Here is a 22,112-nt window from a genome sequence, read left to right as displayed (position 1 = left end):
GATCCACGTGTGGACGACGGCGGCGACGACGCCCACGTGGGGACACAGGGAGCCGTCATGGGGCCGTGGCGCGGCCGCCACGGCCGGTGTTGCTGCTCAGCCCCACCAGAACGAGGTGGCGATCACGGCATACACCGCGATCAGCGCGGCCCCCTCGATCCAGGTGGACTCACCGTCGAAGGTGATGAAGGCCGTGATGATCACGGCGATCACGACGGACACCACGAGCATGGGTGGGAACACCAGGGTCAGCGTCGCGAAGCCGAACACCGACGACAGCACGACGAGCAGAGGAGCCAGCACCAGGGCGATCTGGATCGGCGAGTTGATGACGATCGAGAAGGCGTACTCCGACCGGTTGCGGGCGGCCAGCTGCACCCCGACGACGTTCTCGATCGCGTTGCCGGCGATCGCGACGATGACCAGACCGGCGAAGGCGTCGGAGATGCTCAGGGCCTTCATTGCTGGCTCGAGCGCCACGACGAACCAGTCCGACACGAACGCCGAGAGCACCGCGGCCAGCGCCAACAGGACGACTGCGAGCCAGACCGGCCAGCGGGGAGCCTCGTGCTCCATCTCGTCCGCTCCCGATCCCCCGGTCGGCGAGCTCCGGCGTAGCGAGGCAGGCAGGGTCAGCGCGAACAGGACCAGGAGGACCACCGACACGATGAGCGACAAGGTCTTCTCGTGGGCTGCGGCAGGCGTGTGCACGTAGTGTGCGAGTGACGGCACCACCATGGCTGCGACGGACAGCACCATCAGGACGATGATGCTGCGGGCGCGTTCGGAGTTCAGCTGTTGTGTCCCGTGCCTGAGCCCGCCCACGAGGAAGGCCAGGCCGAGCACCAGCAGGAGGTTGGCGAGGATCGACCCGATCAGGGCTGCCTGCACCACCGCCACGAGTCCGGCCTTGAGGGCGAAGAGGGCGATGAACAGCTCGGGGAGGTTGCCCAGTGCCGACTGCAGGACGCCCGTCGCGCCGGGTCCGAACCGGTCTCCCAGCTGCTCCACGGACCGCCCCACCAGCGAGGCGAGCAGGGTGACGGCCACTGCCGAACAGACAAACGGCAGCACGGCACCCGCCCCGACGAAGTGGGTCAGCGCGGCCAGCGCGACCGCGAGCCCACCGCCGGTCAGGACGACGTAGTCGGACCTGACGAGGACGGACTCGACCGGGGTCGCGGGGTGGGGAGCGGTGCTCATGCGGGACATCCTTGCGTCGAGGTGTGCCGATGGCACACCGAAGCGGCGCGGAGCTCACCTCCGCGCCGCTCAGGGGTGGGCGGGCTAGGGCAGGTAGTACGTCGGGTTGGGCAGCTTGATCGCGCGGTCCGCCGACCCACCGATCAGGTCGCTGTACTGGTCACCGAAGTTGGCGATGATGTCGAAGCCCTGGGCCTCCACGTGCGCACGCGTCTGCGACTTGTACTCGATCGTCGTGCACCGGGGTGCCAGGACGCAGGTCGCGTACGACGGGATCGGCTCGGTGGACGTCCACTTCGTGTAGTAGTTGTCGGGGCTGAAGCCGGTGTACCCGACCTTGGCGAGGTTGCCCAGCGTGGCGGCCCGCTGGGTCGTGTTCCGACCGGTCAACCCGACCAGGGTGCAGCCGGCCTCTGCCGCCGCGTTGGCGAAGGAGACCATGCCCGGAGTGGCTGGGAATCGCTGCGGCTGGACCCACTGCTGGTCCTGGACGGTGGGGTTGAAGACGAAGTGCATCGCCGCAACCTCCATGTCGTAGGTCCACAACGTCGTGTCGTCCGCATCGAGCACGATGGCGGGGTTGCGGCCCTGCTTCGTTTCGGTGCGGCACTGCTGGAGCAGCTGGCGACTGTGTCGGTCGACGAGCCGGGTGAGCTCCGAGATGTAGGGCGACGAGACCTTGTTGGAGATGCCGCTGCCGGAGTCGCCGTAGTAGACCGCGATGGTCTTCTTCACGACGTCGATGTTGGGGATCCCTTCGCCGCCCTGGGTCAGCCCGCTGGACCCGTCAGGCTTCATCGTGAAGCGGGTTCGCGGAGCCAGCCACGGCTCGCTGACGCCGGGCAGGTTAGGCGAGGGGAGGTAGTAGGTGGGGTTCGGCAGCTTGAGTGACCGGTCGGCATACCCGCCCTGCAGGTCTGACCACTGGTCACCCACGTTGAGCACGATGTCGTAACCGAGGTCCTGCTCGATGTGCTTGCGGGTCCCCGCCTTGTACTCGACGGTGTTGCAGGTGGGGGCTGCTGCACAGGTGAGGTAGCCGGGCGGAGTCGTGCCCGAGTTGTACTTCGTGAAGAACCGGCTCTCCGGGAAGGCGGTGTAGCCGACCTTGGCGAGGTTGCTGACGGTGTGCGCCTTCTGGCTGTCGCTGCGCCCGGTGAGGCCGAACACCGTGAAGCCCATCGCCTGGGCGTCGTTGACGAAGTCGACCATCCCCGGGACAGCCGGGAACCGCTCCTCGTTGACCCACGGAGCCTGGGCGGCCGGGGTGAACACGAACTTCATGTCCCCGACCTCCATCTGGTAGGTCCACAGGGTCGTGTCGTCGGCATCGAACACGATGGCCGGCTTCTCGTGGTGCCGCTGGGCGTTGGCCAGCAAGCGGGGAAGCGCCTGGCGCTGCCGGTCCAGGATCGACGTCAGCTCGCTGATGTAGGGCGAGCTGGTGGGGTTGGCTGCACCGGTGCCGGCCGGGTCGCCGTAGTAGGCGTAGATGGTCTTCTTGACCGAGTCGATGTTGGGGATGCCCTCTCCCCCAGCGGTCAGCCCGCTGGAACCGTCAGCCTGCATCGTGAAGTGCGTGCGAGGGGCGAGACGGGTGTCCGTGCCGTGGGCGGTGGCCGAGCCGGCGCCCGTGGAGGCTGCAGCGGCGAGGGCCAGGACTGCCGCTCCTGCCGTCACCGCCGCCCGCCGGACCTGGGCGGCGGTGGGGCCACCCCTTCTGCTGTGGACGGGGTTGGCCATGGACGCACGCTCCTGGGTTGGGTTGGTGACAGCGACTCGATGAGGTGACAACGCGTCGGCTAGCGGGGTTGGCGAGTGCCGGTTCCGGCTGTCGGTTGTGGTGACTGGCGGAGGCTACGTAAGCCCTGACCTCACCGGAAGTGACAACTGTCATGGGTGGCAGACTCGGCCCATGGAGGCTCCGGAAGTGCTGCGCCCGATGGTCGACACCGACGTGCTCGACGTGCTCCGGCTCAACGCCGACCACGTCGAGCTGCTCTCCCCCCTCGACGCGGTGCGACTCGGCGACCTCCGGCGATGGGCCTCGCGCGCTGATGTGATCGTGTGCGACGGGCAGACGGCCGGATTCGTCCTCGTGTTCGGGCCGGGCACCGCCTACGACTCGGAGAACTACCGCTGGTTCGGTGATCGCTACGGGAGCGAGTTCGACTACCTCGACCGGATCGTCATCGACGACCGCTTCCGGCGCCGCGGCCTGGCGACGTCGGTCTACGACGCGGTCGAGGATGCGGCCGTGGTGCGGGGTCGACTCGTCCTCGAGGTCAACATCGACCCCCCGAACGTTCCCTCCCTGGAGTTCCACCGACGCCGGGGCTATCGCGAGGTGGCCCAGCTGGGCGATCCCGGTCACCGCGTCAGCCTGATGGCCCAGTCGCTCTCCCACTAAAGGACGAGAGAAAACGTGACCTATCGCGGTTAAGGTGCGTTGAGGAGTTCGGAGCTGCCCAGAGAGGGCAGCAGAGGGAGTTGGCTGACCGTGCTTGGGCTCGCAGGAAGAGCCGGCGTAGCCGCAGGCGTCCTGACCGCCGCGGTGCTGGCAGGGTGGACGCCCGCCTACGCCTCCACGACGGCCCCACCCGCACCATCGGCCACTTCGTCCACACCTGCCCCCTCGTCCACCTCGTCGGCAGCTGGTCCGCAGTCCAGGTCGACCAAGCCCTCCGCCCCGCCAACCGACCCGGCCGATGGTCTGGCCGGGCACCCGACGGACGGTCTCGTGACCGGTGGAGGGACGGTCACCGCCGGGGCTACGGCCACGCCCGGAGCGGGTGGCGAGGCAACGCTCAGCCCCGCAGAGCTGGCCGCGCAGATCGCCGCCGCGGATGCGCTCACGAGGGACCTCACCGCCTCCAACGCCGGGATCGCGGCCGCGGCGACCAAGCTCGACCGACTCGCCCTCGAGGCCAACACCCTCCTGCAGAAGTATGCCGCCGCACGTGACGCGGAGCGGGCCGCACGCGAGGAGGCCAACCGCAACGTGCTGCTGTACCAGCAGCTGAGCACCCGCCTTGGTGAGGACCGTCGGGCCCTCGGCCAGTGGGCCTACCTCGCCTACGCCGGAACCGGCGGCGCCATCAGCGACATGGGCACCCTCTTCGACTCCCTGGCGAAGTCGGCGAGCGAGGCGAGCGACACCGCCGCCCAGCTGTCCTACCTCACCGACCAGCGCACGGGCCAGATCGAACGGGTCCAGAACCAGACCCAGCTGCAGCGCACCATCGCCATCAAGGCCGTCGAGGCCAGCACCAGGGCCACCGAAGCCGCGACCCAGGCCGCCGACGCCAAGAAGAAGCTCGACGTGGTGGTCGAGGAGCAGAAGGCCCAGCTGGATGCGACCAGGCAGCTGCACGCGGAGCAGGTCGCCAAGGCCGGGCCTGTGGCAGGTCTGCTCCTCGGCAGTGGCAACGCGGCCGCGATGGACGCGTCGAAGCGACTGCGCGCTGCCCTCGTCGTGCCGGGAGTGCTGGCCGACGGGTCGGTCAAGGCGTGCAGCACCAACGAGACCGAGTACCCCAATGGCAAGATCCCGGTGGCCGGGCTGTGTCCGCTCTTCGGTGCCCTCGGGCAGAGCCTTCGCCCGGGTGCGGCCGCTGCGTTCAACGCGATGAGCCTCGCGTACGAGAAGGACACGGGCTCCCCCATCTGCGTCACCGACTCCTACCGCTCGTACGCCGAGCAGGTCGCGGTGAAGGTGGTCAAGGGCAAGTGGGCCGCCACCCCCGGGCGCAGCGAGCACGGCATGGGCCGGGCCGTGGACCTCTGTGGAGGCATCAACAGCTTCGGGACGCCTGCGCACCTCTGGATGAAGCAGAACGCGCCGCTCTACGGGTGGTTCCACCCGGACTGGGCCGAACCCACCGGTTCGCTGCCCGAGCCGTGGCACTGGGAGTATGCCGGGTAGTCACCGCGAGGCCCCGACTCGCCATCGCTTTTGGGTAGGAATACCCATCTGTGCGAGTAGTCGTTGTGCCACCCTTCACGCATGACAACAGAGGCGGCCGCGCCACAGTCGACGTGGGCTGAGCACGAGCAGTACAAGAGGCCCTGGTACTGGTACGACTGGGCGAACTCCGCCTTCGTCACGACGGTCGGCACGGTGCTCTTCGCGCCCTACCTCACGACGGTCGCCAAGGAGGCCGCCTGTCCCGGACTCGATGACGACCAGAGCTGCCACGTCGACCTGCACGTCGTCCCGGCTGCCGCCGACCTGCCCAGTGGGGTCTGGCAGGTCGCCCTGGCGCTCACCCTCCTGGGTCTGGCCGCGCTGGTGTTCACGGTCGTCCAGATGGTCCGCAACAAGCCCGCGCTGGTGCCGACGGCCATCCCGCTGTCGTTCGCTGCCCTCGGTGCCCTCGTTCTCGTCCTGACCGCTCCCCTCGACCCGGGGTCCGTCGCGTCCTACACGGTGACCCTGTCGACCATCATCTCGGCGGTCCTGCTGGTCTTCGTGGGAGCCATCGCCGACCGGACGCCGCGCCCGGCGAGACTGCTCGGGGCCTTCGCCTGGGCGGGCGCCGTGGCCGCGTCGCTGCTGTTCTTCCTCCACGGGTCGAACTGGCGGTTCGGTGCGCTGATGATGATCCTGGCCACGATCGCCCTGGGCTCGTCCCTGGTCGTGTACGACGCCATCCTCTGCCGGATCGCCTCCCCCGACGACCGCGACGCCGTGTCGTCGCGAGGCTGGGCCCTGGGCTACCTCGGCGGTGGGCTCCTGCTCGCGATCAACCTGGTCATCGTCTCCAAGCCCGACCTGATCGGCGTGGACAAGGGCATGGCGGTGCGGATCAGCATGCTGTCGGCCGGGCTGTGGTGGGGTCTGTTCACGCTCATCCCCGTGCGCGGCCTGTGGGACCTGCGCGGTGGGGAGATCGCCCGCGTCGACCAGCCGTCCGCAGGCATCGTGCGCGGCAGCTACGCCCAGCTGGGACACACGTTTCGTGACCTGCGGACCTACCCGCACACGCTGATGTTCCTGCTCGCCTACCTGTTCTTCAACGACGGGATCCAGACGGTCATCTCCTCGAGCAGCCTCTATGGCGCCGAGGAGCTCAAGTTCGCCCAGGAACAGCTGATCGCCCTGATCCTGCTCGTCCAGTTCGTGGCGTTCGGAGGGGCGCTGCTCTTCGGCCGGTTCGCCCGCAGCTACGGGGCGTGGCGGACCATCCTCGGGTCGCTGGTGGCCTGGGCTGCCATCGTCATTGCGGCGTTCTTCGTCCCGGAGAAGGCGTTCATCCCCTTCATCGCCCTCGGTGTCCTCATCGGAATCGTGCTGGGAGGCAGCCAGGCCCTGAGCCGGTCGTTGTTCAGCCAGCTCGTGCCCAGGAGCCGCGAGGCCGAGTTCTTCGCCTTCTACCAAGCCATGGAGCGCGGCACGTCGTGGTTCGGCACGCTGCTCTTCGGCCTGGTCCACCAGCTGACCGACTCCTACCGGCCGGCGATCGTCGCGCTGATCATCTTCTTCGTCCTCGGCTTCGTGCTCCTGCGCACGGTGGACGTACGCCAGGGGATCATCGACGCCGGCAACGAGGTGCCCGCGATCGTCTGAATGTGATTTGCGTCACAACTGCCAACGAAACGGGCGTCCCCAACGTCGGAACATTGCACGGGTCTACGGCGTTATGCCGAGTGAATCCCCGAGCCCCCACCCGAGCGGGCAGGGTACCAAGCACGTTGGGAGAACCCCGTCATGGCAGAGCGCACCCTCCGGGGCAGCCGAATGGTTTCGCACAGTCTCGAGACAGACGACCACGTCGTCCCGAGCGAGCGACAGATCACGTCCTACGTGTGCCCACTGGGCCACCGGACCGAGCTGCCCTTCTCGATCGAGGCCGAGATCCCGTCGACCTGGGAGTGCCGTTGCGGCGAGGAGGCCCGTCTCGTCGACGGCCCCGAGCCCGAGGTCAAGCAGGTCAAGCACGTCCGCACCCACTGGGACATGTTGCTCGAGCGTCGGTCCATCCCTGAGCTCGAGGAGCTCCTCGAGGAGCGCCTGGTGCTCCTGCGCGAGTCGCGCGGCGAGAAGCCCCGCCGCAAGCGCACCGCCTGAGCCACAGCAGCACGAAGGCCGCGTCCCGATCAAGGGACGCGGCCTTCGTCATGCGTGGTATGCCGCGTGGTGAGCGGCTAGAGGACCTCGCCCTCGATGACGTCGGGTCCACTGGACGACTGTCCGCCGGCCCCGCCGGATCCACCGGGACCAGCACCGGGACCAGCACCGGTGACCCGGCCACCGAAGAGACCCCCGAGCAGCTTCTTGGCGACGACGGTCTCGAGCAGGGTCCGGGCGATGGGCCGCGTGAAGGGCAGGATGAAGAAGAACCCGACGATGTCGGTGAGGAACCCCGGGGTGAGCAACAGGGTCCCGCCCACGAGGACGAGCGCCGCGTCCGCGAGCTGTCGGCTCGGCATCTGACCCGTGGTCAGAGCCGTGCTGAGCGCCTTCCAGGCGCGGGCCCCCTCACGCCGGACGAGCCAGGCGCCCAGGGCCGACTCGACCAGCAGCAGGACCAAGGTCTGCCAGCCGCCGATGACCTTGCCGACCGCGATGATCGCCGCGATCTCCAGGACCGGGACGACGAGCAGGAGCACGAACGCGACAGCCAGCCAGCGCGGCCGACGTCGCCGCGCATAGGGGGTGCGTCCTACAGCCGGTGCCACGTGGGCTCCCTGCGGCCCAGCCGGCGCACCTGGTCGGATCGGTGCGCCAGTCCCCAGGACGTGATCCGGAGCAGGGACTCCCGCATGATGTCGCCGCTCATCTTGGAGTCACCGACCTCGCGCTCGACGAAGGTGATCGGCACCTCGACGACGCGCAGCCCGAGCCGGACGGCGCGCTGGGTGAGGTCCACCTGGAAGCAGTAGCCCTGGGACGCGACGTGGTCCAGCCCGATGGCCTGCAGGGCGCTGGCGCGGTAGACGCGGTAGCCGGCGGTGGCGTCGTGGACCGGCATGCCGAGCAGCGCGCGGGTGTAGATGTTGGCGCCGACGCTGAGCGCCTTGCGGTGCAGTGGCCAGTTGACCACGCTGCCGCCACGAACCCAGCGCGCGCCGATCACCAGGTCGGCGTCGGAGAGGGCCGCCAGCAGGCCCGGCAGCTGCTCGGGCTGGTGCGAGCCGTCGGCGTCCATCTCCACGATGGCTCCGTAGCCCTGCTCCAAGGCCCAGGTGAAGCCCGCGAGGTAGGCATTGCCGAGGCCCTGTTTGCCAGGTCGGTGCAGCACGTGGACCTGCGGATCGGCCGCGACGATCTCGTCCGCGACCTTGCCGGTGCCATCGGGAGAGTTGTCGTCGAGCACGAGGACGTCCGCAGTCGGCACCGCGGCACGCACCCGCTCGACGATCCTGGGCAGGTTCTCACGTTCGTTGTACGTCGGGATGCACACGAGCACCCGGTCGACCTGGTCAGACAACACGATCTCGTCAGACAACGACAGGATCCCTTCGGGGTTGAGCCGGTGCGGTGGGTCCGTCCGTGGCGCGATCGACCCTAGCGGTCCGACGCCGCAGGCACAGACCGAGCGCCAGGAGTGTGACGAACGCCAGGCCCGCGGCATACTCCGGCAGCGGTCCGAGGCGATCGGACACGGTGACCTCGGTGCGCACCACCGGCGACCCGTAGCGGGCCGCTGCGCTGAACAACGTCGTCTTGTCGACGGACGTTCCGTCGGGGTTGATGAACCCGCTGACGCCGACAGTGGAGACGTGGACGACCGAGCGTCCGTGCTCGATGGCGCGGATCCGGCTGATCGCGAACTGCTGCTCGGACTCGGCGGTGTAGCCGAACGTCGCGTTGTTGGTCTGCACGGCGAGGATGCTCGCGTCCCGCCCGGGCTGCAGGGTCGAGTCGCGCATCAGCCCGTCGTACGCCACCTCGAAGCAGATCGTGGGGATGATCCAGTAGGGCCGCTCCCCCGCCACCGGCACCTCGAACCCGCCGGGCCGGTCACCCTTGGTGAAGTCCCGGGTGACCAGGTCGACCTTGTCGGAGAAGTTCCGGAAGAAGTCGCGGAAGGGGATGTACTCCGCGAACGGCACCGGGTGCTGCTTGACGTACCGCTGCGGGTCGGGGACGCCCGGGCGGTAGAACAGGCTGGCGTTGGAGATGTAGGGGGCGGGGCCGTCGAGGACTGCACCCACGAGGATGGGCGCCTTGACGGTCCCGACGGCGAGCCGGATGTCGGCGGCCGCGTCGGCGTTCTCGAACGGGTCGATGTCCGAGGAGTTCTCCGGCCACACGACCAGGCTCGGCGCCGGATGACCCGTGGCGACCGCCCCGAGGGTGCCCTGGACATGGTTGTCCAGGACCTTGCGACGCTCGGCGTTGAAGTCCAGTCCGGCCTTGGGCACGTTGCCCTGGACGAACAGGACCGACACCTTCCGCCCGTCCGTGGGCGGCGTCGTCGCGACGGCGAGGCCCAGCGGCGCCAGCGCCAGCACTGCGAGGGCCACCGCCAGGGGCCGGTATGCCGCGGCCTGGGCCGGGCGCGGCCGCCCGACCCGGTGGGTGAGCTCGCGGACGACCAGGTGCAGCAGGACGCCCAGGGTGGCCACGGCGAAGGTGAGACCGGGGGCTCCCCCGAAGCGGGCGAACGGCGCCAACGGGCCGTCGGCCTGGCTGAAGGCCAGGCGCGCCCACGGGAAACCGCCGAATGGCGTCGTCCCTCGAGCCCACTCCTGGAGTACCCAGGCCAAGGGGACGGCGGCATACGCGAGGGGGCGCAGCCGGGAGGTGAGGAAGGGGCGTTGGGCCGCAGCCGTCAGCGCGCACATGGCTGCGAGGTAGAGGGCCTCCAGGGTGGCCAGGGCGATCCACGGGAGGTTGCCGACGTAGACGCCGGTCCACGACAGCGTCGGCAGGAAGAACCCCAAGCCATGGGCCAGCCCCAGCAGCAGGGCCAGTCGCCACCGGGCGCCGAGGACCGCCGCGGACAGCAGGCCCACACCGAGCGGGGCGAACCACCAGATGTCGTGTCCGGGAAAGGCGTACGAGGTGACGAGGCCGGATCCCAGGGCGGCGAGGAGTCGCAGCCCCGCTCGGAGGGTGATGGTCGGCTGAGGCACGGGACCACGGTAGGACACGGAACGGCCCGCACTGCCGTTGGGACCAGCAAGGGGCCGGCTGGGTGCCGACATCCTGCTGTTGTCTACTAAGCGCGCGGGCCGAGCCGCCGTCCACCACCGCCGAGAGGCGGAGCACCAGTTCGGTCGTACGTCACTGCTGGCGGGCGGTGGCTGCGCGCGCTAGCCACCGGGCAATGCGTACGTCTCCGGCCTGGATTCCCCCTGGTCAACGGTCTTGCGGTGATACAACCGTGGGCAAACTTACCCCCGAGGCGAGGGCTGTCAACCCCGTGTTCACTGGTGCAGGACCTCATTTGCCCTGGTTGCGTGCTCACGCCAAATCCGTTGTGCTGCAAGGCAACTTCGGGCAATCGGCGAACGGTCGGCGTGTCGCGCGCGACACGCCGGAAGCGGCCCTCAACCAGTCGGTGCCGGCGGGGGAACCACCACGACGCCACGAGCCGTGGTGGCCACCACGGGCGGGTCCAGGACGTCGGCGGCGGACTCACCGCGCTCGGGGGTCCCGCGGCCGACGACCCGCACCTCGAAGTCCATCTCACGGCTCCGGGTCCCGGCCCGAACCAGCCGGGCCTCGATCTCGATGACGTCGCCGGCCCGGACCGGCGCCTTGAACTGGACGTCGGAGTACGACGCGAACAGCCCCTCGTCGCCGTCCGTGCGGATGCACATCTCGGTGGCCACGTCGCCGAACGCCGCCAGCGAGTAGGCGCCGTCGACGAGGTTGCCCGCGTAGTGGGCGTGGCTGTACGGCACATAGCGTCGATGGGTGACGGTGAGTCCGACGGTCGCTCGGGTGGGGGCGGTCATGACTTCTCCTTCGAGACGGGCGAGGCGAGGGCATGGACGAGGTAGCTGGCGACCTCGCCGGGGGTGGTACCGCGGCCGAAGATCCGGTCGACCCCGAGCTTGGGGGCCGAACCCTCCTCGAACCGGGGACCACCGACGACGAGCAGTGGCACCTGCCCGGCAGGGTAGGCCTCTCGGAAGGCTGCGCTCATCGTCGTGGTGTTGTGGATGTGCGCGTCGCGCTGCGTGACGACCTGGCTGACCATGACGGCGTCGGCCTTCTCGGCCCGGGCGCGGGCGACGAGCTCCGGGACGAGCACCTGGGCGCCGAGGTTCACGACCTTGATCTCGCGGTAGTACTCCAGGCCCTTCTCCCCCGCGAACCCCTTGATGTTGAGGATGGCGTCGATCCCGACGGTGTGGGCGTCGGTGCCGATGCACGCGCCGACCACGACGAGCTTGCGACGAAGCCGCGACTTGATCGCCTTGTTGACCTCGGTGGGGCTCAGCAGCGGGAACTCACGCTCCACGACGGTGACGTCGCGCAGGTCGACCAGGTGGGTCGCGCTGCCGTAGACCACGAAGAACGTGAAGTCGGGACCCATCGGCTTGGCGTGGACGAGCAGAGCCGGCTCGAGGCCCATCTTGGCTGCGAGCTGGAGGGCGGCGCCCTCAGCCCGCTTGTCGTGCGGGACCGGCAGCGTGAACGACACCTGCACCATGCCGTCCCCGGTGGTGTCGCCGTAGGGGCGGACGATGTCCGGGGTCTTGCGAGCAGCCTTCGCCCCCTTGGCCACGGCCTTGGCGGGCATCGGGTCGAGCGGCATGGCCTCGTCGGTCGTGCGCGGGTCCTGGGCCGGTGTCATCGGGTCTCCCCGGTCTCGAGGAGGGTCGTGGCCGGGTTGTCGTAGCCGTCGGCGCGGACCACCACTCCGTCGAGCCCCTTGCCGGCGTTCGCGGGACGCTTCATCAGGCCGAAGGTGCCGTCCGCGATCGCCTCGAGCAGGGGTGCCTTCCCGGGCTCCTCGGTGATCGCGGTGAGCAGGTCGATGGCCTCGCCGAGCACGCCTCGAGCCCGGGTCTGGATGAAGCCGTCGCGGGGCGGGCGGAAGTCCTCGGTCAGACCGCCGGCCGCGTTGAGCACGTAGCGGACGTTCTGGAGGGCGAGGTCGCGGTCGGACAGGAACGGGGTGACCACGGCCTCGGTCATCATGCCGACGAGCAGGATGCCCTGACCGGTCATCGCGCCGACGAGGTTGAAGAACCCGTCGAGCAGGTAGCCGCGGAACACGTCGCCGGTCATGTGCTTGGTGGGCGGCATCCACTTCAGGGGTGCGTCGGGGAACAGCTGGCGGGCCAGCAGTGCGTGCGCGAGCTCCATCCGGAACGAGTCGGGGATCTCGGGGTTGATCTCGAACGCGTGCCCCAGGCCGAGCTGCCAGTCCTCGAGCCCCGCCTCCTTGGCGAAGTACTCGTTGAGCAGCTGGCTCACGGTCACCGTGTGCGCGGCCTCGACGGCGTCAGCCGTCGTGAGGTAGTTGTCCTCGCCGGTGTTGATGATGATCCCGGCGCGGGCGTGGATCTGCCGACTGAACCGCTGGTCGACGAACGTCCGGATGGGGTTGATGTCGCGGAAGAGGATCCCGTACATCGAGTCGTTGAGCATCATGTCGAGCCGCTCGAGCCCGGCCAGCGTGGCGATCTCCGGCATGCACAGCCCCGAGGCGTAGTTGGTCAGCCGGATGTAGCGACCGAGCTCCTTGGACGTCTCGTCGAGGGCGGCGCGCATGAGGCGGAAGTTCTCCTGCGTCGCGTACGTGCCGGCATACCCCTCACGGGTGGCGCCCTCGGGCACGTAGTCGAGCAACGACTGGCCCGTCGAGCGGATGACGGCGATGATGTCGGCGCCCTCGCGGGCGGCGTTCTGCGCCTGCGGGATGTCCTCGTAGATGTCGCCGGTGGCGACGATGAGGTAGATCCAGGGGCGCTGCTCGGGGTCGCCGTGGCGCTTGATGAGGCGGTCGCGGTTGGCGCGCTGCTTGTCGATGGTGCGGATGCCGCGGCTCACCTCACGGCGCGCGTCCTTGGCTGCCGTGGTGGCCGCCTTGCCCTCGGGGAGCCGGAACTGCACCGAGCCGCTCGCCGCCTTCTGGGCCAGTGTTAGCAGGTCAGGCGCCTCCCCCCTGCGCAGGGCGTCGAAGACCGGGCTGGTGATGCCGTGCTCGAGCCCGACCTCGCCACGGACCGCATCGACGAGGTGGTTGACCCACGGGACGCGCTCATGGTCGGCGCCGGACAGGCCCGCGAGCCGCAGGGTGGCGCGCTCGACACTGACGGTCGTGTGGCTCTGGGCCAGCTTGACGACAGGTCGCCCGGCCTTGCGAGCCAGGGTGCGGGCCCGGCGGACATCAGTCGGGTCGAGGTCGAGGAGGGGTTTCACGCGCGAAGACACGCGGCAAATCTAGCAGCGAGGGAGAGGATTTCCGGCGCATGGTCCTCTGCGCCGCAAATTCTTCCCCCCACGCCGGTCCAGGGTCACGAGCCGAGCGCGCCGGAGTCGAAGACGGTGCGACCGCGCACGACCGTCCGCTGGCAGGTCGGTGAGGGACTGCCCGGCGAGAGGTCCGGCAGGCCGGGCGTCCCGGAGCGCGGGTCGGTGGACCAGGTCTGGATGCGGTCGTCCGGTGCCTGCACCACGAGGTCGCCCACCTCCCACACGGCGAAGCTCGCCGGAAGTCCCAGGTCGAGGTAGCCCCGGTCGTCGTACCCGGCCGCCCGCCAGCCACCCCGGGTGTGGGCAAGGAAGGCCGAACGCGCGGAGACCCGCTGGCTCTCGTCGTGGTGGTTCACGCAGGCCCGCACGGCCTCCCACGGGGCGAACGGGGTCACCGGCGAGTCCGATCCCAGGGCGACGATCATCCCGGCCGCCATCATCTCTGCGAAGGCGTTCATCGGGGCGCAGTCGCCGCCGCGGCGTCCGTGGACGCGGTCGGCGCCCAGCCGCGCGGCATACATGCCCTGGTCGCCACCCCAGAAGGCGTCGAAGGCGGGCTGGACGCTCGCAGTGACCCCAAGTCGCACGAGGCGCTCGATGCCGTCTCGCGAGATCATCTCGAGGTGCTCGAGGCGGTGCCGGGTCCGCGTCACGACGGGAGCCCCGACGAGGGCAGCGGCAGCCTCGAACCCTTCGATCGCGGTGTCCACCCCGGCGTCGCCGATCACGTGGAACCCGGCCTGGACGCCCGCGAGCGAGCAGGCAGCGACATGGTCGCGAACCTGCTCGACGGTGAGGTAGGCGTTGCCGGCGTGACCGGAGGCGTCGGAGTAGTCCGCCCGGAGGTGGGCGGTGCGTGACCCGATCGAGCCGTCGATGTTGAGGTCGCCGGCGAGCCCGCGGGCGCCGCGCAGGGTGGCGACGTCCCGGGCCTGCGCCTCGTCGGCCACGAGCTGGGCCCAGTAGCCGATCGTCTGGGGCCCGTCACCACGCTCCCCCGCCGCCAGGACCTCCGCGAAGTCGTCGGTGCCCGACAGGGTGCGGCCGCCGTTCTCGTGCAGGAGTCCGATCCCGGCTGCCGCCGCGGCCCGGAGGGCCAGGTCGATGTCGGCCCGTCGCTGCGCTGCGGTGACCGCGCCGTTGAAGGCCTCCCGGGCTGCATGGTGGGCGTCCTTGGTGACCAGGCCGTCGCCCTCCCAGCCTGGCAGGTCTCGGGCACCGGAGGCAGCCGCCAGGGCGGAGGAGATGACCGCCGAGTGACCGTCGACGCGGGGTGAGTAGACGACTCCCCCGTAGGTCGCGCGGTCCAGCTCGGCACCGGTGTGCGGACGGCGCTCGGCCCAGTCGCCCTGGTCCCAGTTGGGGGCGTAGACGGGGCGACCCTGGTTGGCACGGGCGGCGTCCTCGATGCGGCTGAGCGCCTGGACGACCGACTGCGTCGTGCCGAGGTCGACTCCGCGAAGACCCGCCCCGGTCTGCGAGGTGTGGGCGTGGGCATCGACGAACGCCGGGGTCACCAACGCACCGTTGAGCTCCACCACCTCGTCGACGGCGTCGACGTGCACAGCCGCCGCGTCGTCACCGCCGATCCAGGCGATCGTGCCCGTCGCGTCGTCGACCACCATCGCGTTGGCGAAGGGGTCGATGGGGGTGTAGACGAAGCCGCCGCGGTACAGGGTGGTCACGCCAGCACCCTAGACGGGACCGTCCTGCCCCAGGACGTCGAGGCAGGCGCGCGCGATCTCCAGCTCCTCGTTGGTCGGGACGACGTACACAGCGATGTTGCTGCGGGCCGTCGTGACCAGCCGGGTGGGCTCCCCCGCGACGTTCGCCAACGCGTCGACCTCGACTCCGAGGACCTCGAGACCGCTGAGCACAGCGTGTCGCACCTCGGCGCTGTTCTCACCGATGCCACCGGTGAACGCGATGGCGTCGACGTGGCCCAGCGCCACGGCATACGCACCGACGTACTTGCGCAGCCGGTAGGCCATCACGTCGAAGGCCAGAGCGGCGTCCGCGTCGCCATGGGCACGCCGCTGCTCGAGCTCGCGCACGTCGGAGATGCCGGCGAGGCCCAGCAGGCCACTGCCCTTGTTCAGTGCCTCGTCGTATGCGGTGGCGTCGAGGTCCGCGACGCGCGCGAGATAGGCGCCGAGCGCCGGGTCGACGTCACCGGAGCGAGTACCCATCACCAGGCCTTCGAGTGGAGACAGCCCCATCGAGGTGTCGATGCTGCGACCACCCTGCACCGCGCAGGCGCTGGCGCCGTTGCCGAGGTGGAGCACGATGACGTTGCAGTCGGCGGGGCTGCGCCCCAGGAGCTCCGCCGTGCGACGGGAGACGTAGCGGTGCGACGTGCCGTGGAAGCCGTAGCGCCGCACGTGGTGGCGGTCCCGCCAGTCCGCGGGCACGGCATACGTGTGGGCCCGAGCGGGAAGGGTCTGGTGGAAGGCGGTGTCGAAGACGGCAACCTGGGGAACGTCGGGGAAGGACTCCCGGGCGCTGAGGATGCCCTCGAGGTTCGCCGGGTTGTGCAGGGGTGCCAGCGGCACGAGCTCGCGGATGGCTTCGATCACGTCGTCGTCGACAACCACCGGCTCGGTGAACCGTGGGCCGCCGTGCACGACCCTGTGCCCGACGGCGAAGAGCCCCACCTCTCCGAGATCCGGTCCGTGCTCGCGCAGCGCGGCTCGGGCCGCGTCGAGGGCGGCCCGGTGGTCGTTGCAGGTGACGTCACGCTCGTGCGTCTCGTCGCCGGACGTGTGCCTGAGACGTCCAGGGCCCCCGATCCTCTCGACCAGCCCCGAGGCTGCGGTGGCACCTGTGTCGGCATCGATGACCTGGTACTTCAGCGACGACGACCCCGAGTTGACGACCAGGACCGTGCGCGACCTCGGCATCAGGCGCCGGCCTGGATCGCCGTGATGGCGATCGTGTTGACGATGTCGCGCACCAGCGCTCCACGGGACAGGTCGTTGACCGGCCGGTTGAGGCCCTGCAGGATCGGACCGATCGCGACGGCCGACGCGCTGCGCTGGACCGCCTTGTAGGTGTTGTTGCCGGTGTTGAGGTCGGGGAACACCAAGACTGTCGCGCGCCCCGCCACGGGGCTGTCCTTGAGCTTCGTCGCCGCGACGTGGGGGTCGACCGCGGCGTCGTACTGGATCGGACCCTCGACAAGAAGCTCTGGAGCACGCTGGTGGACCAGGGCCGTGGCGGCACGGACCTTGTCGACATCAGCGCCGGTCCCCGACTCGCCTGTCGAGTACGACAGCATCGCCACCTTCGGCTCGATACCGAACCGCTGCGCCGTGCGGGCCGAGGAGATCGCGATGTCAGCGAGCTGCTCGGCGGTCGGGTCGGGGTTGACCGCACAGTCGCCGTAGACCAGGACGCGGTCGGCCAGGCACATCAGGAAGACGCTCGAGACCACCGACACGTCAGGCGAGGTCCGGACGATCTCGAGGGCGGGGCGGATCGTGTGTGCCGTGGTCGTGATGCACCCCGAGACCATGCCGTCAGCGAGGCCCTGGTGCACCATCAGCGTGCCGAAGTAGGACGGGTCGACGACCCGGTCACGGGCCTGGTCGAGTGTGACCCCCTTGTGGGCCCGGAGCCCGGCATAGTCTGCAGCGAATCCTTCGCGCAGGGAGCTGCTGGACGGGTCGATGATCGCCGCCCCGGAGATGTCCGCACCCAGGCGGGCTGCGTTGGCGCGGATCGTCTCCTCGTCGCCGAGCAGGGTGAGCTTCGCGATCTCGCGCGCCAGGACGGTGTCGGCCGCGAGCAGGATCCGGTCCTCGGCACCTTCGGGTAGCACGATGTGAGCGCCTGCCGCTCGAGCGTCGTCGACCAGCTGGTGTTCGAACATCAACGGGGTGACAGCACCCTCCCCCGTCGTCGCGACGGGTCCGAGCAACGCCTCGGCGTCGAGTCCGCGCTCGACCATGGCCACTGCGGCCTCGAGCTTGCGGGTGGACCCGGGGGTCAGGCGCCCACGCGCCGCGCCCAACCTCGTCGCGGTCGTCATCGTGCCGCTGTCGGTCGCGACGATCGGCAGTACGACGTCGAGGCCCTCGATGAGCCGCTGGACCTGCGGCGAGAGCGGGAACCCGCCGTTGAGGACGATCCCCGACAGGGTCGGGAAGGTCTTGGACCGGTGGGCGAGCAGGACGCCAAGGACCACGTCCTCACGGTCGCCGGGCACGATCACGACGCCGCCCTCGATGAGCCGGTCCAGGACGTGGGGCATGGTCATGGCTGCGACCACCAGGCCCATGCACTCGCGGTCGAGCCACCCGGCCTCGCCGTGGACGAGCCGGCCGGAGCACGCGTCGACGAGGTCCTTGACGGTCGGGGCCCGCAGCAGTGGTGTCTCCGGCAGCGACTGCACGGGGAGCCCGACCCGGTCCGACACAGCGGTCGTGGTGGCCGCCAGGAGCTCTCGTGCCACCTGGTTGGCAACCACACCGGTCACGTGCGCATGCGCCTCGCGGGCCGCTGTGACCGCCATCTCGGCCGTCGTCGCCACTTCCCCAGGGTCGTGTCCCTGTGCCGGTACGACCAGGAGCAGCCGGGAGCCGAGGTTGGCGGCCACCGCCGCGTTGACCGAGAACTCCGTCGGTGCCGAGACGTCGGTGAAGTCGGATCCCACGACGAGGACGACGTCGTGGTCACGGGCAACGTCGTGGAAGCGGTCGACGATCACTCCCATGGCCCGCTCGGGCGAGGCGTGCAGGTCGTCGTAGGTCACGCCGCACGCCTGCTCTGCCGAGAGGTCGCCGGGCAGCTGGGACAACAGCGTCAGGACCAGCTCGTCCGGCCCCGAGGCGCGGACGATGGGGCGGAACACGCCCACCCGGCCCGCGCGTCGGCTCAGCTGGTGCACCAGTCCGACCGCCACCGCCGACTTGCCGGACCGGGCTTCGGTGCCGGCGATGTAGATGCTGGTGGTCACGGGGTCGAAACTACCGGCCCGACTCGTCAGGCGCGCTGGGGTGGACAGGTCCCCTCCAGGTCCAGTCCGCGATGTCCGGCATGTCCTCGAGGTGCTCCTCGATGTGGGGCCGGTGCTCGGCGAGCCGCCGCTCGCAGAGCTCGGTGAGCGCGTCCCACCCTGGCACGCGGCGATCAGCGCGGCGGAGCACCTCCTGGGCGAGGTGGAACCTGCTCATCCGGTTGAGCACGACCATGTCGAAGGGTGTCGTGGTCGTGCCCTGCTCGTTGAACCCGCGGACGTGGAAGCGCCCCGGGTCGTTGCGCCCGTGGATGAGCTGGTGCACGGCACGGGGGTAGCCGTGGAACGCGAACACGACGTGTCTGTCGGCGGTGAAGAGGTCGTCGAACTGGCTGTCCGAGTAGCCATGGGGATGGTCGTTCTCGGGAAGCAGGGCCATCAGGTCGACGACGTTGACGAAGCGCACCCTGAGCTCTGGCACGTGCTCGGCGAGCAGCTCGGCGGCGGCGAGCGCCTCCTGGGTCGGCACGTCGCCGGCGCAGGCGAGCACGATGTCGGGCTCGTCGTCCGGTCCGCAGGTGCTGGCCCAGTCCCAGACGCCGGCACCCGCGGCACAGTGTGCGTGGGCTTCCTCGAGCGTGAGGTACTGCAGGTGCTTCTGCTTGTCCACGACGATGAGGTTGACGTAGTTGGTGCTGCGCAGGCAGTGGTCGGTGATGGACAGCGTGGTGTTGGCGTCCGGGGGCAGCCACACCCGCACGACCTGCGGCGACAACGGGATGAGGCAGTCGATCAGTCCGGGACCCTGGTGGGAGAACCCGTTGTGGTCGTTGCGCCAGCACGTCGACGTGAGCAGGACGTTCAGCGACGACACGTCGGCCCGCCAGGGCAGCTCCTGCGCGTGCTGCAGCCACTTCACGTGCTGCACGGCCATCGACGCCGACACCATCGCGAAGGCCTCGTAGGTCGCAAACATCCCGTGCCGACCGCTCAGCACGTATCCCTCGAGCCAGCCCTGGCACAGGTGTTCGCTCAGCACCTCCATCACGCGGCCGTCCGGCGCGAGGTGGTCGTCGGTCTCCCGCAGGGGTCCCATGAAGCAGCGGTCCGTCACCTCGAACACCGGCTGGAGGCGGTTGCTCGCCGTCTCGTCCGGGGAGAACAGTCGGAAGGTGCCGCCTCCGTCGGGTCGGGTCGTCGCGGCGTACAGGTCGCGCATGAGGCGACCGGACGTGATGGTGTTCTCCACCGAGTCCTGTCCGCGTCTGGTGGGCGTGAGGGGGACCTCGTATGCCGTCAGGTCCTGCGTTGGCAGCTCCGTGCGCAGCCGTCCGCCGTTCGCGTAGGGCGTCGCGGACATGCGCTTGTCCCCTGCCGGCGCGAGGTCCCGCAGCTCTGGCGCGAGCCGGCCATCGGCGTCGAACAGCTCGTCGGGGCGGTAGGTGTGCAGCCATTCCTCGAGCAGCCGCAGGTGTCCGGGGTCCTCGGCGAGGCCGGCCAGCGGCACCTGGTGGGACAGGTTGGTCCCCTGCACCTGCACGCCGTCGACGATGTCGGGACCGGTCCAGCCCTTCGGGGTGCGCAGCACGATGGCGGGCCACGGGTGCCGCACCGGCTCGGCCGGACCATAGCCACTGCGCGCCGCTTCCTGGATCGACCGGATCTTGTCGTGAGCTGTCGCCAGCGCCGACCGGAAGGCAGGAAAGACCTGCGCGGGGTCGTCCCCGCTGACCGTGACCGGGTCCCAGCCCTGGCTGCGCAGGTAGTCCTCCACATCCTCGTCGGAGGTGCGTCCCAACACGGTGGGCCCGGCGATCTTGTATCCGTTGAGGTGCAGGATCGGCAGCACCGCACCATCCCGGCGCGGGTTCAGGAAGTTCGGCAGCCGCCACGACGCGGCCAGGGGTCCGGTCTCGGCCTCGCCGTCGCCGACGACGCAGGCGACCACCAGCTCCGGGTGGTCGAACGCCGCCCCCGCCGCGTGCACCAGTGCGTAGCCGAGCTCGCCCCCCTCGTGGATCGAGCCGGGGGTCTGGACGCTGACGTGGCTGGGGATGCCCCCAGGCGAGGAGAACTGGCGGAAGAGCCGCAGCACCCCTTCGGCGTCGTCACCGATGTGGGGGTAGATCTCGCTGTAGGTACCCTCGAGCCAGGCTGCCGCCACGAGGGCGGGGCCGCCGTGCCCCGGGCCCGTGACGTAGAGCCAGTCCGTGTCGGTCTCGCGGATGCGGCGGTTCACCAGGGCGTAGATCATCGACAGGCCGGGGCTGGTGCCCCAGTGGCCGAGCAGGCGGGGCTTGGTGTGCGCCAGGGTCAGCGGCTCCCGGAGCAGGGCGTTGTCCCGCAGGTAGATCTGGCCGACCGTCAGGTAGTTGGCGGCAGCCCACCACCGCAGGTCCAGCGCGAGGTCCTCCGGGGCGTAGGACACGGTCACCGGCACAGCGGACGTCTGCGGCATGCGCCCCACGACACCACGGACCCGCACCCGAGGGGAAGGCCTTTGGCCCGCCGCTACTCCGCGAGGCGACCTTCGAAGAGACTCCGCACCGCGGCGTTGCCCCTGATCAGGTCGAGGGCGTATGCCGCGTGGCCGGGCACGTAGCCGTTGCCCACCAGCATGCGAACGTCGGCGGCGACACCTTCGGCGCCGAGCGCCGCTGCCGCGAAGTGGGTGGCCATGGAGAAGAAGATGATCGTGCCGCCCTGTGCCGTCGAGAGGATGGCCGGCTGCTCGCACCCGGGCACGTCCACGCAGACGACCGTGATGTCCGCTGGTCCCCCCGCAGCGGCAACGGCTTCGGACAGTCCGAGCGGGCTGCGGGCGTCGGCGATGACCACCTCGTCCGCCAGTCCGGTGCCGGACAGCAGGTCGGCCTCGCGCTCGAAGGGCACCACGGCGATGCGACGGCCTGCGCCGGCCCGCGCCGCCGCGGCGAGGGACAGCGAGCCGGACTTGCCGGCCCCGCCGAGCACGCACACGGTGGGGCTGACGCCGCGCGCGGCATACTCCTCCACCACGCGGGCCACCAGCGCCGGTGCGCCGCACACGTCCATCACCATGAGGGCGAGGTCCGGGGCCAGGTCGGGGGGCAGCTGCGCCGCGATCGAGCGGCCGAAGAGGATGGCGTGTCCCCGGGCGGGCACCCGCTCGCTCTTGCCGTCCCACCGAGCCAGCTGGTCGGTGACCACCAGCGGCGTGAGAGACAGCGAGACGAGCGTGGCGACGTGGTCGCCGACCGCCAGGCCGAGGGTGGACTCGGGTCCGACCTCCTCGACCGTGCCGATGAGCATGCCGCCGGAACCGGTGACGGGGTTCTGCATCTTCCCGCGCGTGGCCACGATGTCGAGCACCTCTGCGCGGACGGCATCGCCGTCGCCGCCGTGCTTCTCGGAGAGCTGACGGTAGGACGCCGCGTCGAGGTTGAGCGTCTCGATGCTGATGCGCACCTCGTCCGGCCACAGCTCGGGCGAGGCGTCGAGCCGCTGGGCGGCCTGGGGCAGCGAGGCCCCGGCGGGGTCGAGGACGCGGTGCAAACCCACGGGCGACGAGGGGGTGCGGACCACAGA

17 protein-coding genes are annotated in these 22,112 nt (G+C 70.0%); 4 read left to right on the top strand and 13 right to left on the bottom strand.

Annotation, left to right across the window (positions count from 1 at the left end):
• Positions 1-96: 96 nt before the first annotated feature.
• Both cax and AC1DWP_RS02995 read right to left on the bottom strand, forming a co-directional pair.
• Entirely contained in the window at positions 97-1,203 is a 1,107-nt protein-coding gene (gene cax, locus AC1DWP_RS03000) for a calcium/proton exchanger (protein WP_477612959.1), read from the bottom strand.
• 84 nt (positions 1,204-1,287) lie between these two features.
• The gene (locus AC1DWP_RS02995; RefSeq protein WP_477612958.1) at positions 1,288-2,946 is read right to left on the bottom strand and encodes an HAD family acid phosphatase; all 1,659 of its coding nucleotides are present in this window, start codon (positions 2,944-2,946) and stop codon (positions 1,288-1,290) included.
• Positions 2,947-3,118: 172 nt separating this feature from the next.
• Here AC1DWP_RS02995 and AC1DWP_RS02990 point away from each other — a divergent pair, with 172 nt between their 5' ends.
• The 4 genes from AC1DWP_RS02990 to AC1DWP_RS02975 all read left to right on the top strand — a co-directional run bounded on the left by AC1DWP_RS02990 (position 3,119) and on the right by AC1DWP_RS02975 (position 7,273).
• Complete coding sequence (locus AC1DWP_RS02990) at positions 3,119-3,613, top strand: GNAT family N-acetyltransferase (RefSeq protein ID WP_477612957.1); 495 nt, start codon at positions 3,119-3,121, stop codon at positions 3,611-3,613.
• Between the two features lie 330 nt (positions 3,614-3,943).
• Complete coding sequence (locus tag AC1DWP_RS02985; protein WP_477612956.1) at positions 3,944-5,128, top strand: D-alanyl-D-alanine carboxypeptidase family protein; 1,185 nt, start codon at positions 3,944-3,946, stop codon at positions 5,126-5,128.
• 81 nt (positions 5,129-5,209) lie between these two features.
• Positions 5,210-6,772 (top strand): MFS transporter, encoded by a 1,563-nt coding sequence (locus AC1DWP_RS02980; protein WP_477612955.1) that lies wholly within the window; start codon positions 5,210-5,212, stop codon positions 6,770-6,772.
• A 141-nt stretch (positions 6,773-6,913) separates the two neighbouring features.
• Positions 6,914-7,273 (top strand): RNA polymerase-binding protein RbpA, encoded by a 360-nt coding sequence (locus AC1DWP_RS02975; RefSeq protein ID WP_179423005.1) that lies wholly within the window; start codon positions 6,914-6,916, stop codon positions 7,271-7,273.
• A 77-nt stretch (positions 7,274-7,350) separates the two neighbouring features.
• Here the strand turns inward: AC1DWP_RS02975 and AC1DWP_RS02970 are convergent, their stop codons facing one another.
• The 11 genes from AC1DWP_RS02970 to kdd all read right to left on the bottom strand — a co-directional run bounded on the left by AC1DWP_RS02970 (position 7,351) and on the right by kdd (position 22,109).
• Positions 7,351-7,884: an FxsA family protein gene (locus AC1DWP_RS02970; RefSeq protein WP_477612954.1), complete on the bottom strand. Its 534-nt coding sequence runs from the start codon at positions 7,882-7,884 to the stop codon at positions 7,351-7,353.
• Positions 7,869-8,654 (bottom strand): polyprenol monophosphomannose synthase, encoded by a 786-nt coding sequence (locus AC1DWP_RS02965; RefSeq protein WP_477612953.1) that lies wholly within the window; start codon positions 8,652-8,654, stop codon positions 7,869-7,871. Before AC1DWP_RS02965 ends, AC1DWP_RS02970 begins: the two co-directional genes overlap by 16 nt.
• Entirely contained in the window at positions 8,647-10,287 is a 1,641-nt protein-coding gene (lnt, locus tag AC1DWP_RS02960; protein WP_477612952.1) for an apolipoprotein N-acyltransferase, read from the bottom strand. Before lnt ends, AC1DWP_RS02965 begins: the two co-directional genes overlap by 8 nt.
• A 417-nt stretch (positions 10,288-10,704) precedes the next feature.
• Positions 10,705-11,115, bottom strand: coding sequence for a 3-aminobutyryl-CoA ammonia lyase (gene kal, locus AC1DWP_RS02955; protein WP_477612951.1), 411 nt, complete (start codon positions 11,113-11,115; stop codon positions 10,705-10,707).
• A complete protein-coding gene (kamE, locus tag AC1DWP_RS02950) occupies positions 11,112-11,960 on the bottom strand; it encodes a lysine 5,6-aminomutase subunit beta (RefSeq protein ID WP_477612950.1) in 849 nt (282 codons plus the stop codon). The genes kal and kamE overlap by 4 nt, the downstream gene beginning before the upstream one ends.
• A complete protein-coding gene (gene kamD / locus AC1DWP_RS02945) occupies positions 11,957-13,546 on the bottom strand; it encodes a lysine 5,6-aminomutase subunit alpha (protein WP_477612949.1) in 1,590 nt (529 codons plus the stop codon). The genes kamE and kamD overlap by 4 nt, the downstream gene beginning before the upstream one ends.
• 83 nt (positions 13,547-13,629) lie before the next feature.
• A complete protein-coding gene (locus AC1DWP_RS02940; RefSeq protein ID WP_477612948.1) occupies positions 13,630-15,273 on the bottom strand; it encodes an amidohydrolase in 1,644 nt (547 codons plus the stop codon).
• Between the two features lie 9 nt (positions 15,274-15,282).
• Positions 15,283-16,488, bottom strand: coding sequence for an acetate/propionate family kinase (locus AC1DWP_RS02935; RefSeq protein ID WP_477612947.1), 1,206 nt, complete (start codon positions 16,486-16,488; stop codon positions 15,283-15,285).
• Entirely contained in the window at positions 16,488-18,545 is a 2,058-nt protein-coding gene (gene pta, locus AC1DWP_RS02930) for a phosphate acetyltransferase (protein ID WP_477612946.1), read from the bottom strand. The genes AC1DWP_RS02935 and pta overlap by 1 nt, the downstream gene beginning before the upstream one ends.
• A 10-nt stretch (positions 18,546-18,555) precedes the next feature.
• Entirely contained in the window at positions 18,556-21,003 is a 2,448-nt protein-coding gene (locus AC1DWP_RS02925) for a phosphoketolase family protein (RefSeq protein ID WP_477612945.1), read from the bottom strand.
• A 53-nt stretch (positions 21,004-21,056) separates the two neighbouring features.
• Positions 21,057-22,109 carry an L-erythro-3,5-diaminohexanoate dehydrogenase gene (kdd, locus tag AC1DWP_RS02920; RefSeq protein ID WP_477612944.1) on the bottom strand — a complete coding sequence of 351 codons (1,053 nt, stop codon included), beginning with the start codon at positions 22,107-22,109 and terminating at the stop codon, positions 21,057-21,059.
• Positions 22,110-22,112 lie beyond the last annotated feature (3 nt).

This window comes from Pedococcus sp. P2_F6 (assembly GCF_056403675.1).
This window is presented reverse-complemented; position numbering and strand designations above follow the sequence as displayed.